Raw genomic sequence first — 10,734 nt, 5'->3', positions numbered from 1 at the left:
AGCCGACCTCGTCGACCGGCCCGAACCGGTTCTTCATCGCGCGGACCATCCGGAACCGCGACTCGCGGGCGCCCTCGAAGTGCAGGACGACGTCGACGACGTGCTCGAGCACCCGGGGACCCGCGATCGAGCCGTCCTTGGTCACGTGCCCCACGATCACGGTGGTGATGTTGCGGGTCTTGGCGACCCGCACCAGCGCGGCGGCGACCTCCTTCACCTGGGTGACGCCGCCCGGGACGCCGTCGACCCCCGCGGCGCCGATGGTCTGGATCGAGTCGACCACCAGCAGCGTCGGCCGCACCTCCTCGATGTGCGTCAGCACCGCGCCCAGGTCGGTCTCGGCGGCGAGGTAGAGCTCGTCGTGGACCCCGCCCGTCCGGTCGGCTCGCAGTCGCACCTGGGAGGCCGACTCCTCGCCGGTGACATAGAGGGTGCGGCGCTGGTAGCGCGCGGTCTGGGCGGCCACCTCCAGCAGCAGCGTGCTCTTGCCGACGCCGGGCTCGCCCGCGAGCAGGATCGCCGCCCCGGGCACCAGGCCGCCGCCGAGGACCCGGTCGAGCTCGGGCACGCCACTGGTCCGGAACCGGGAGTCCTCCACGGACACCTGCGCGATCGGGACCGCCGGGCGCGACACCGGCGTCGCCGGCGTACGGCCGACGGGCACCGCCGCCTCCGCGACCGAGCCCCAGGCCTGGCACTCCCCGCACCGGCCCACCCACTTCGCGGTCTCCCAGCCGCACTCGGAGCAGCGGAACGCGGGGTGGGGGGACTTCGCCATGGGACGAACCTAGGCGGCGGCACCGACATCGCCTCCGGCGACGCGCGGCGGCCCGGGGGTGAGGGGGACCGGGGGCGAGCGGGTGGGCGGCTGTGGACGGATCGTGGCGGGAACCGCGGCGGAGGGCCGGCGAAAGTTATGCTGACCTTGGAACGATCAAGGCGATCCCCGTCAGTCGAGGAGGTGGGGTTGTCCAGGATGTCGGCCGGGACGCCCGGGCGGCTGGCGCGCGTCGCGGCCACCCCGCCCACCCTCGCCGACGTCGCCGAGCGCGCCGGCGTCTCGCGGCAGACGGTCTCCAACGCGGTCAACAACCCCGACCTGCTGCGTGCCGATACCCTCGCCCGGGTGCTGCAGGCCATCGACGACCTCGGCTACTCGCCCAACCGGGCGGCCCGCAACCTGCGCACCCGCTCCTCCCACCTGGTCGGCATGCGGATCCGGCCCGCGCAGGAGGGCACCGCCAACGCGACCATGGACCGCTTCGTGCACTCGCTCGTGGAGACCTCGCGCGAGGCCGGCTACCACGTGCTGCTGTTCGCGGGCGACCCGGAGGACCCCGTGAGCGGCTACGACGACCTGCTGCGCTCGACCGCGGTGGACGCCTTCGTGGTCACCGACACCTATCTCGGCAACCCCCAGGCCACCTGGCTGGAGGAGCGGCGGGCACCGTTCGTGGCGTTCGGCCGGCCCTGGGACAACCCGGCGGCCGGCCACCCGTGGGTCGACGTCGACGGCGCCGCCGGCACGGACCTGGCGACGTCGTACCTGCTCGACCACGGCCACCAGCGGATCGCCTGGATCGGCTGGCGCAAGGACTCCTGGATCGGCGAGGACCGGCGATCGGGCTGGAGCCGGGCCCTGCACGCCCGCGGGCTGCCGACGACGGGTCTGGCCTCCCGGGTCGAGGACACGGTCTCCAGTGGCAAGGAGGCCAGCGCGGTGCTGCTCGACGAGGCCGAGCCGACGGCGTTCGTGTGCGCGTCCGACACGCTCGCGATGGGGGTGCTGCGCACGTTGGCCGAGCGCGGGTTGACGCCCGGGCGCGACGTCGCGGTGGTCGGCTTCGACGACTCCCAGGTCGCCCAGGTCGTCTCTCCGGGCCTCACTTCGGTGCGGCAGCCGCTGGAGGACGTGGCCGTCGAGATCGTCAAGGCGCTGCAGGGCCTGCTCGGCCATCCGCCCGCGGTCGGTCCCGGGGTCTTGCTGCGGCCCACCCTCGCCCTCCGCGGCACCAGTTGAGGCTCAGAACCGCTTCCACCACAGGTTGACGGCGTAGTCGACCTCGGTGCCCTCGTGTCCCGCGAGCACCTCGTCGGCGACCTCGCGGGTGAACTCGATGCGCACCACGGCCTCCAGGTCCGCACGCGAGCCGAACGACCAGCGGATGTCCACGGGCACCCGGCTCCAGCCGTGGGTCGACCAGAACCGCTCGACCGCGACCGGGTCGACCTCGGGGTAGCCGCGCCGGAACCACCCGCCGAACGTCGAGCGCGTCGCGTCGTTGTCGATGACGTACGCCGTGCCGCCGCGGCGCACGACCCGGTCGAGCTCGGCGAGCCCGGGCTCGCTGCCGGGGCCGAAGAAGTAGGCCCAGCGGGCGTGGACGACGTCCACGGACGCGTCCGGCAGGGGGAGCGATTGCGCGACGCCCTGGTGCACGGTCACGTTCGGCAGCCGCCGGGTGCGCCGCCGGGCCAGTGCCGCGAGGTCGGTGTGCGGCTCGACGCCGACGACCGCGGCGGCGGTCTCGGCGAACCACGGGAGGTGGAACCCGGTCCCGCAGCCGACGTCGAGCACGGTGCGCCCCGCCCAGGGGTCGATCGCCAGCATCGCGGCGGCGAGAGCCCCGTCGGGGTCGACCGCGCGGTTCTCGAGCTCGTAGGTCGCGGGGTGCTCCCAGATGTTCGGGCTCGGCCGCGCCCCGTCGATCGCCCGCACGCGGACGACTAGAGCCGGACCAGCCCGTTCGGGGTCTGGAACTGCGCGGCGACGATGCCGGGGGTGCCGTTGGGTGCGGCCCACTCGACCTTCACGTCCTCCAGCGGCGCCTCGACGGTCTCGCCGAGCCACTCGCTGACCCGGTGCGGGTCGCCGGCGATCTCCAGGCAGGCCAGGGAGAACTCCTCGTCGGCCCCGGCGCTGGGGTGCAGCTCGGCGGGGATGTCCCACTGGATGAAGAACGGGAGCTGGGGGTCGGCGATCAGGCCGTTGACGCCGATCTGCTTCCAGCGCAGCTCGGTGCCGTCGGGGCGGTGCCGGCTGCCGATGACGGCCTCGCGACCCAGGCGCTGCTCGACGACCGTGATGTCCTCGACCGCCACGACCCAGCCCAGCCAGCCGCCGCCGAGGGCGGAGCGGGCGCGCACGGCCTGACCGAACGGAGCCTTGTCGGAGGCGGGGTGGTCGAGGACCTCGACCACCTCGAGGTAGGTGGTGCCGGCGAGCGGCAGGATCATGTTGCGGGTCCCGAACCGAGGGTGGACACCACCGTCGACGAACTCCCGCCCGAGCAGTCCGCCGATGCGCTGAGCGGTGCTGACGAGGCCGTCCGGTCCGGCTGCGAAAGAGAGATGATCCAGGCGCATACAGAGATTCTCGGCGTTCTCTCAGGAAGGCCGGACGCCGGGGTCGGAGTCTCTTGACGTCGAGATGTCTAGAGCATCCCGGCCCTTGTGCTGGAGCCGCGGTGCCGGACCGGCCGGTCAGCGCCGGTCAGCGCCGGTCAGCGCCGGTCAGCCCCGGTCAGCGCGGGTCCGCCGGGTGCAGGGCCAGGGCCGAGCGCGAGCGCAGGTGCGCCTCGCAGTGGCGGGCCAGCTCGTCGTACGCCGCCTTGCCCATCAGCTCGGTCAGCTCGGCCTCGTTGGCGACGTAGACCGGCTCCACGCCCACGTGCGCCTCGGTGTTGCCCGAGCAGTACCAGTCGAGGTCGTGGCCGCCGGGTCCCCAGCCGCGCCGGTCGTACTCGCCGATCGAGACCTCGGTGTAGGTCGTGCCGTCCTGGCGGGTCACCTCGCGGAACGTCCGCCGGATCGGCAGCTGCCAGCACACGTCCGGCTTGGTCTCGAGCGGGTTCTTGCCGAGCACGTACGCCAGCGCGTGCAGGGCGCAGCCGGCACCGCCCCCGCCCTTCGGGGGAGCGAAGTCGGGGCGGTTCTGGAAGATGCACGCCCGCTGGCCGTCCACCTCGATCGTCCGGGTCTTGCGCTCGCCCTCGTCGTCGAGCTCGATCCAGTCCTTCTTGCGCACCTTGCCGCCGGGCCGCTGCGGCTTGTGCTGCCAGAGGTTCTCGTCGAGCATCCCGACGTACGCCGCGACCCGCGACTCGTCGTCCTTGTCGGCGAAGTGCGCGCCGAGCGTGCAGCACCCGACGTCGGGTGCGTCGGCGTAGATGCCGGGGCAGCCCTGGCCGAAGATGCAGGTGTAGCTCGAGGTCAGCCAGGTGAGGTCGCAGCGCATCACCTCGGTCTCGTCGGCCGGGTTGACGAACTCGACGTACGCGCGGGGGAAGACCAGGTCGACTTCGGGCACCCGCCAACCCTACGTGCCGTCACCGCGCCGGCCCCCGGCGTGGCTAGTACGTTGGACTCATGCGCCTGGGCGTCCTCGACATCGGGTCCAACACCGGACACCTGCTCGTCGTCGACGCGCACGGAGGCGCGGCCCCGCTGCCGGCGTTCTCCTACAAGGAGCCGCTGCGCCTGGCCGAGCACCTCGACGAGGACGGGTCGGTCTCCCCGCGCGGCGTCGACGCGCTGACCGCGTTCACCGCGCAGGCGCTGGTGGTCGCCGAGGACAAGGGCTGCCAGGACATGCTCGCGTTCGCGACCTCCGCCGTGCGCGACGCGGTCAACTCCGACGCGGTGCTCGAGCACGTGCACGAGCGGACCGGCGTGCGCATCCAGGTCCTCTCCGGGGAGGACGAGGCGCGGCTGACCTTCCTCGCCGTACGCCGGTGGTTCGGCTGGTCCGCGGGCCGGCTGGCGGTCTTCGACATCGGTGGCGGCTCGTTGGAGATCGCGGGCGGCGCGGACGAGTCGCCGGACGTGGCGTGGTCGTTGCCGATCGGGGCGGGCCGGCTGGCGCGGCAGTTCTTCGGTGGCGGGCCTCCCGACGACGAGGCGATCCGCGGGCTGCGCAAGCAGATCCGCGCCGAGATCGCCCGCGACGCCGGGCACCTCCTGCGCGCCGGGGCCCCGGACCACGCGGCGGCGACGTCGAAGACGTTCCGCTCGCTGGCGCGCATCTGCGGCGCCGCGCCGTCGGCGGACGGGCCCCTGGTGCCGCGGGTCCTGGAGCGCGAGGTGCTGCGCGACTGGATCCCCAAGCTCGTGACGATGACGCCCGAGGCGCTCGCCCACCTGCCCGGCGTCTCCCCGAGCCGCACCCACCAGATCGTGCCCGGCGCGCTGGTCGCCGAGGCGGCGATGGACATCTTCGGGCTCGAGGTGCTGGAGATCTGCCCGTGGGCGCTGCGGGAGGGCGTGATCCTCGAACGGCTCGACCAGATCAGCGTCCTCGGCTGAAGGCGGTCGGCACACGATGGCTCCCCGCGTCGGACTCTCCACGGTCTCGGTCTATCCCGAGTCCTCGGCCCACGCCTTCGCGTACGCCGCCGCCCTGGGCTACGACACCATCGAGGTGATGGTCGGCATCGACGCGCTCAGCCAGCAGACGTCGGCGATCCAGCAGCTCTCGGCCCACCACGGCGTCCCGGTCTCCGCGGTGCATGCGCCGTGCCTGCTGTTCACCCAGCGGGTCTGGGGCACCGAGCCGTGGGGCAAGCTCGAGCGCTCCGCCGAGATGGCGTCGGCCCTGGGCGCCGGGGTCGTGGTCGTGCACCCGCCGTTCCGCTGGCAGAAGACCTACGCGCGCGACTTCGTCGACGGCATCGCGGCCCTGGAGGAGTCCACGGGCATCGCGTTCGCGGTCGAGAACATGTACCCCTGGCGGGCCTCCAGCCGCGGCATGGAGATGTACCTGCCCGGCTGGGACCCCTCGAGTGAGCCGTACGCCAACACCACGATCGACCTGTCCCACGCCGCGATCGCGCGCTCGGACCCGATCGCGATGGCTCGGCGGCTCGGCGGCCGGCTGCGGCACATCCACCTCACCGATGGCACGGGCTCGGCCAAGGACGAGCACCTCGTGCCGGGCCGCGGGTCCACCGGTGCCGCGGAGTTCCTGCGGCACCTCGCCGCGGTCGGGTTCGACGGCGAGATCGTCGTGGAGATCAACACCCGCAAGTGCCGCGACACCGCGGACCGCGAGGCCGACCTGCGCGAGTCGCTGGAGTTCGCCCGCGAGCACGCGGCCGTGGAGTCCCGGTGACCGAGGCGGCGCCGCGCCGCGGCCGCCGCCCGGGCGCCCCCGACACCCGTGCGGCGATCCTCGCCGCGGCCCGCGAGCTGTTCGCGGCGCAGGGGTACGCCGGCACCTCGGTCCGCTCGATCGCGGCTGCGGCCGGCGTCGACGGCTCTCTGGTGCACCACTACTTCGGCACCAAGGACGACCTGTTCGTGGCCGCGCTGCAGCTGCCGGTCGACCCGCGCGAGCGGCTGGCGGACGTGATCGCCCTCGGCCCGGACGGTGCCGCGGAGCGGCTGTTGCGGGTCTTCCTCTCGGTCTGGGACGACCCGGAGTTCCAGCTGCCGCTGGTGGGCCTGGCCCGCAACCTCCTCGACCCCTCCGGCCAGCGGTTGCTCACCGAGGGGTTCCTGCCCGCGATCTTGCACCCGGTCGGCGTGGCGATGGGCGTCGAGCGCCCCGAGGTCCGGATGCCGCTGGTCGCGAGCCAGGTGATCGGGCTGATCCTGATGCGCTACGTCCTCGCCGTCGAGCCGATCGCCTCGATGCCCACCGACGACGTGGTCGCGATCTTCGCGCCGACCCTGCAGCGCTACTTCACCGGCCCCCTGCCCTGACCGCGTCCCGCGGGATCGCTCTGGGATCGCTCTGGGGTCGCTCGCTCGACGGTGTGGTTGCGGTGGCGCGTCGGCCGTGGCGAAGGTCCGGGACTTTCGGCCTTGCCGAGGCGCGCTTCGCGGAGCACAATTCAGCACATGGTGAATAACGCGGTGGAGATCCGCGATCTCCACGTCGTCCGGGGGACCCACACCGTGCTGGAGCACCTCGACCTGACCATCGGCGGTGGCGTGACCGGGCTGCTCGGCCCCTCGGGCTGCGGCAAGTCCACGCTGATGCGGTGCCTGGTCGGGGTGCAGCGCGTCCAGGGCGGCACCGTCGAGGTGTTCGGTCTGCCCGCGGGCAGCCGCCCGCTGCGCGACCGGGTCGGCTACGTCACCCAGGCGGTCAGCGTCTACAACGACCTGACCGTCGCGGAGAACCTCCGGTTCTTCGCCCAGGTGCTCGGCGCGCGGCGCGCCGAGGTCGACCGGGCGATCGACGCCGTGGACCTGCGGGACTACCGCAACGACGTGGTGGGCCGGCTCAGCGGTGGGCAGCAGTCCCGGGCGAGCCTCGCGGTGGCGCTGCTCGACAAGCCCGACCTGCTGGTGCTCGACGAACCCACCGTCGGGCTCGACCCGGTGCTCCGCGAGGACCTGTGGGCGCTGTTCCACCGGCTCGCCGACTCGGGCGTGGCGGTGTTCGTCTCCAGCCACGTGATGGACGAGGCCGAGCGCTGCGACCGCCTGCTGCTGATGCGCGAGGGCCGGATCCTCGCCGACGGCACCCCAGCGGAGATCAAGGCCGCCGCCGGCGTCGACGACGTCGAGGCGGCGTTCCTCGCCCTGGTCCGGGGGGCCGCCGCATGACCGCCCGCGTCACCTTCGCCGTCGCGGAGCGCGTGCTGATCCAGCTGCGCCGCGACCACCGCACGCTGGCCCTGCTGCTGGTGCTGCCGTGCCTGCTGATCTCGCTGATGTGGTGGATGTACGACGAGGCCAACCCGCTGCTGTTCGACCGCATCGGCCCGGCGCTGCTCGCGATGTTCCCGGTGATCGTGATGTTCCTGGTGACGAGCGTGACCACCCTGCGCGAGCGCTCGAGCGGCACGCTCGAGCGGCTGCTGGCGATGCCGATGGGCAAGCTGGACTTCCTCGTCGGCTACGCGATCGCGTTCGGCCTGGTCGCGGCCGTGCAGTCGGTGCTCGCGGTCGCGGTCAGCGTCGGCCTCCTCGACCTCGACCTGCGCGGACCGATCTGGCTGCTCACGGTCGTCGCCGTGGTCGACGCGATCCTGGGCAGCGCGCTGGGCCTGTTCGTCTCGGCGTTCGCCCGCACCGAGTTCCAGGCGGTGCAGTTCATGCCGGCGATCGTGATCCCGCAGCTGCTGCTGTGCGGCCTCCTGGTCCCGCGGAACCGGCTGCCCGACGTGTTGAGCACGCTCAGCGACCTGCTGCCGCTGTCCTACGCCGTCGACGCGATGCAGCACCTGACGACGAGCGCGTCGACGGGCCAGGTCTGGCGCGACATCGCCGTCGTCTCCGCGTTCGCGGTCGCCGGCCTGGCGCTCGGGGCGGCCACGCTGCGTCGCAGGACTCCCTGAGTCCGGGCGGTCGCGGCGTGGTCGTAGCCTGAGGTCATGTCGCTCCTCCGCCAGCCGCTCCTCCTGCTCGCCCGCAGCTCCCTGGTGAAGAGGGTCGTCAGCGGGATGCCGGTGTCCGCGGGCATCGTCCGCAGCTACGTCCCCGGTGAGACGACGGAGTCCGCGGTCGGCGCGGTCGCGTCGCTCAACGACGCCGGGCTGCGCGTCACGCTGGACTTCCTGGGCGAGGACACCACCGACGTGGAGCAGGCCGACGCCACGGTCGCGGCGTACCTCGACGTGCTCGCCCAGCTCGGCGCCCAGGGCCTGACCCGCATCGCGGAGGTGTCGGTCAAGCTGAGCGCGGTCGGGCAGTTCCTCCCCGAGAACGGCCACAAGATCGCGCTGGAGAACGCCCGCACGATCTGCCGCGCCGCCCGCAACGCCGGCACCACCGTGACCCTCGACATGGAGGACCACACCACCACCGACTCGACGCTGGCGATCCTGCGCGAGCTGCGCAAGGACTTCCCCGAGACCGGGGCCGTCCTGCAGGCCGCGCTGCACCGCACCGAGTCCGACTGCCGGGCGCTGGCCTACGAGGGCTCGCGGGTCCGGCTCTGCAAGGGCGCCTACCTCGAGCCCGAGTCCGTGGCCTTCCAGGACAAGGCCGAGATCGACCGCTCCTACGTGCGCTGCCTCAAGGTGCTGCTCGCCGGCGAGGGCTACCCGATGATCGCCACCCACGACCCGCGGATGGTCGAGATCGCCTCCTCGCTGGCCAGCCGCTACGGCCGCGCCGCGGGCACCTACGAGTACCAGATGCTCTACGGCATCCGCCCCGAGGAGCAGCGCCGCCTGGCCGCCAGCGGCGAGACCGTGCGCGTCTACGTCCCCTACGGCACCCAGTGGTACGGCTACCTGATGAGAAGGCTCGCGGAGCGTCCGCAGAACCTGACATTCTTCCTGCGGTCCCTGATCTCGAAGAGCTGACGAAGGCGAGGCGGACACCGTGAGCCAGACCGCGATCCTCGGTGCCGGGGTGATGGGCGAGACCCTGCTCTCCGGCCTGGTCCGCGCCGGCCGGCGGGTCGACAACCTGCTCGTCGGGGAGAAGCGGTCCGACCGCGCCCGCGAGCTCGAGGAGCGGTACGGCGTCGCGGTGGTCGGCAACGTCGAGGCGGCGACCAAGGCCGACACGCTCGCGCTCGTCGTCAAGCCCCAGGACATGGGCGACCTGCTCGACGAGATCGCGCCGGTGCTGCGCCCCGGCCAGCTCGTCGTCTCGCTCGCCGCCGGCATCACCACCGCGTTCATCGAGGCGCGCGTGCCCGAGGGCGTCGCGGTCGTCCGGGTCATGCCGAACACCCCCGCGCTCGTCGACGAGGGCATGGCGGCGGTCTCGCCCGGTTCGCACTGCAGCGAGGAGCACCTCGGCGAGGCCGAGGCGCTGATGGCCTCGGTCGGCAAGGTCCTGCGGATCCCCGAGCGCCAGCAGGACGCCGTCACCGCGATCTCCGGCTCCGGACCCGCCTACATCTTCTTCGTCGTGGAGTCGATGATCGAGGCCGGTGTCCACCTCGGCCTGCCGCGGGCGACCGCCACCGACCTGGTGATCCAGACGGTCGTCGGCTCGGCGAAGATGCTGCGCGAGACCGGCACCCACCCCGCGGTGCTGCGCGAGCAGGTCACCTCCCCGGCCGGCACCACCGCCGCCGCGCTGCGCGAGCTCGAGATCCACAAGGTCCGCGCGGCGTTCCTCGCCGCCATGGAGGCCGCCCGCGACCGCTCGCGGGCGCTCGCCGAGGGCAGCTGAGCGGGCCGATGGGGATCGGCGGGCTGCCGCAGGTGTGGGGTGCCACGCCCGCCGAGGTCGCCCGCGCCTACCCGGCCGACACGGCCGTAGGCCCCGCGCCGCTGCTGCTCACCCGCGCGATCGACGTCGCCGCGCCGGTCGACCTGGTCTGGCGGTGGCTGTGCCAGGTCGCGGTCGCGCCGTACTCCTACGACTGGATCGACAACCGCGGCCGGCGCAGCCCCCGCCGGTTGACGCCCGGGGCCGACCGGCTCGAGGTCGGCCAGACGATGGCGGTGGTCTTCCGGCTGGTCTCGTTCGAGTCGCCGCACCACTGGACGGCGGTCACCACGCCCCGCGGCGAGCGGCTGTTCGGCCCGGTGGCGATGACCTACGCCGCCGAGCCCGGCCGCATCGTCTGCCGGATCGCCGTGGCCCGGCGCGGCCGGGTCGACCGCCTGCGGGGTCACCTGCTCGCCTGGGGCGACCTGGTGATGATGCGCAAGCAGCTGCGCACCCTCCGCGCGCTCGCCGAGCGCGACGCGGCGGCCTGACCCGGCCGGACCGGGCTCACAGCCCCATCGCCGCCTGCGCCGCGGCGAGCACGGGGGCCGTCACCTCCCGGCACCGCGCGGACCCGGCGTCGTACACGCCGCTGACGTGGGCCGGGTC

Annotated in this window: 13 protein-coding genes; 9 read left to right on the top strand and 4 right to left on the bottom strand. The window is 73.3% G+C overall.

Annotated elements, in window-relative coordinates; translation table 11 throughout:
• The coding region (locus VGD85_RS16290) for a DNA repair protein RadA (protein ID WP_331064485.1) at positions 1-778 on the bottom strand (778 nt) is incomplete at its 3' end.
• 198 nt (positions 779-976) lie between these two features.
• Between VGD85_RS16290 and VGD85_RS16285 the strand changes: the two genes are divergently transcribed.
• Entirely contained in the window at positions 977-2,020 is a 1,044-nt protein-coding gene (locus VGD85_RS16285) for a LacI family DNA-binding transcriptional regulator (protein ID WP_331064486.1), read from the top strand.
• A gap of 3 nt (positions 2,021-2,023) precedes the next feature.
• Here VGD85_RS16285 and VGD85_RS16280 read toward each other — a convergent pair whose 3' ends face one another.
• The 3 genes from VGD85_RS16280 to VGD85_RS16270 form a co-directional block, all read right to left on the bottom strand.
• A complete protein-coding gene (locus tag VGD85_RS16280) occupies positions 2,024-2,719 on the bottom strand; it encodes a class I SAM-dependent methyltransferase (protein WP_331064484.1) in 696 nt (231 codons plus the stop codon).
• Between the two features lie 8 nt (positions 2,720-2,727).
• Positions 2,728-3,366, bottom strand: coding sequence for a VOC family protein (locus VGD85_RS16275; RefSeq protein ID WP_331064483.1), 639 nt, complete (start codon positions 3,364-3,366; stop codon positions 2,728-2,730).
• Between the two features lie 157 nt (positions 3,367-3,523).
• Positions 3,524-4,309 (bottom strand): hypothetical protein, encoded by a 786-nt coding sequence (locus VGD85_RS16270; protein ID WP_331064482.1) that lies wholly within the window; start codon positions 4,307-4,309, stop codon positions 3,524-3,526.
• A 59-nt stretch (positions 4,310-4,368) separates the two neighbouring features.
• On the opposite strand from VGD85_RS16270, the gene VGD85_RS16265 reads away from it, so the two are divergent.
• The 8 genes from VGD85_RS16265 to VGD85_RS16230 all read left to right on the top strand — a co-directional run bounded on the left by VGD85_RS16265 (position 4,369) and on the right by VGD85_RS16230 (position 10,616).
• On the top strand, positions 4,369-5,304 hold the full coding sequence (locus VGD85_RS16265; RefSeq protein WP_331064481.1) for a Ppx/GppA phosphatase family protein: 936 nt from the start codon (positions 4,369-4,371) through the stop codon (positions 5,302-5,304).
• Positions 5,305-5,320: 16 nt separating this feature from the next.
• Entirely contained in the window at positions 5,321-6,109 is a 789-nt protein-coding gene (locus tag VGD85_RS16260; protein ID WP_331064480.1) for a sugar phosphate isomerase/epimerase, read from the top strand.
• Entirely contained in the window at positions 6,106-6,702 is a 597-nt protein-coding gene (locus VGD85_RS16255) for a TetR family transcriptional regulator (protein WP_331064479.1), read from the top strand. Before VGD85_RS16260 ends, VGD85_RS16255 begins: the two co-directional genes overlap by 4 nt.
• Before the next feature lie 138 nt (positions 6,703-6,840).
• On the top strand, positions 6,841-7,554 hold the full coding sequence (locus VGD85_RS16250) for an ABC transporter ATP-binding protein (protein ID WP_331064478.1): 714 nt from the start codon (positions 6,841-6,843) through the stop codon (positions 7,552-7,554).
• Complete coding sequence (locus tag VGD85_RS16245; protein WP_331064477.1) at positions 7,551-8,288, top strand: ABC transporter permease; 738 nt, start codon at positions 7,551-7,553, stop codon at positions 8,286-8,288. The genes VGD85_RS16250 and VGD85_RS16245 overlap by 4 nt, the downstream gene beginning before the upstream one ends.
• Positions 8,289-8,324: 36 nt before the next feature.
• The gene (locus tag VGD85_RS16240; protein WP_331064476.1) at positions 8,325-9,260 is read left to right on the top strand and encodes a proline dehydrogenase family protein; all 936 of its coding nucleotides are present in this window, start codon (positions 8,325-8,327) and stop codon (positions 9,258-9,260) included.
• A gap of 19 nt (positions 9,261-9,279) precedes the next feature.
• Positions 9,280-10,083, top strand: coding sequence for a pyrroline-5-carboxylate reductase (gene proC / locus VGD85_RS16235; protein ID WP_331064475.1), 804 nt, complete (start codon positions 9,280-9,282; stop codon positions 10,081-10,083).
• Between the two features lie 8 nt (positions 10,084-10,091).
• Positions 10,092-10,616 carry a hypothetical protein gene (locus tag VGD85_RS16230; RefSeq protein WP_331064474.1) on the top strand — a complete coding sequence of 175 codons (525 nt, stop codon included), beginning with the start codon at positions 10,092-10,094 and terminating at the stop codon, positions 10,614-10,616.
• Positions 10,617-10,734: the final 118 nt, after the last annotated feature.

It is taken from the genome of Nocardioides sp. (assembly GCF_036401255.1).
Classification (GTDB): domain Bacteria; phylum Actinomycetota; class Actinomycetes; order Propionibacteriales; family Nocardioidaceae; genus Nocardioides.
The sequence above is the reverse complement of the archived record's forward strand: the minus strand, read 5'-3'. Positions and strand labels throughout refer to the sequence as shown.

Coding starts and splice junctions, on each gene's coding strand:
- VGD85_RS16285 (WP_331064486.1), top strand. CDS start 977: ATGTCGGCCGGGACGCCCGGGCGGCTGGCGCGCGTCGCGGCCACCCCG.
- VGD85_RS16240 (WP_331064476.1), top strand. CDS start 8,325: ATGTCGCTCCTCCGCCAGCCGCTCCTCCTGCTCGCCCGCAGCTCCCTG.
- VGD85_RS16265 (WP_331064481.1), top strand. CDS start 4,369: ATGCGCCTGGGCGTCCTCGACATCGGGTCCAACACCGGACACCTGCTC.
- VGD85_RS16230 (WP_331064474.1), top strand. CDS start 10,092: ATGGGGATCGGCGGGCTGCCGCAGGTGTGGGGTGCCACGCCCGCCGAG.
- VGD85_RS16245 (WP_331064477.1), top strand. CDS start 7,551: ATGACCGCCCGCGTCACCTTCGCCGTCGCGGAGCGCGTGCTGATCCAG.
- VGD85_RS16275 (WP_331064483.1), bottom strand. CDS start 3,366: ATGCGCCTGGATCATCTCTCTTTCGCAGCCGGACCGGACGGCCTCGTC.
- VGD85_RS16250 (WP_331064478.1), top strand. CDS start 6,841: ATGGTGAATAACGCGGTGGAGATCCGCGATCTCCACGTCGTCCGGGGG.
- VGD85_RS16260 (WP_331064480.1), top strand. CDS start 5,321: ATGGCTCCCCGCGTCGGACTCTCCACGGTCTCGGTCTATCCCGAGTCC.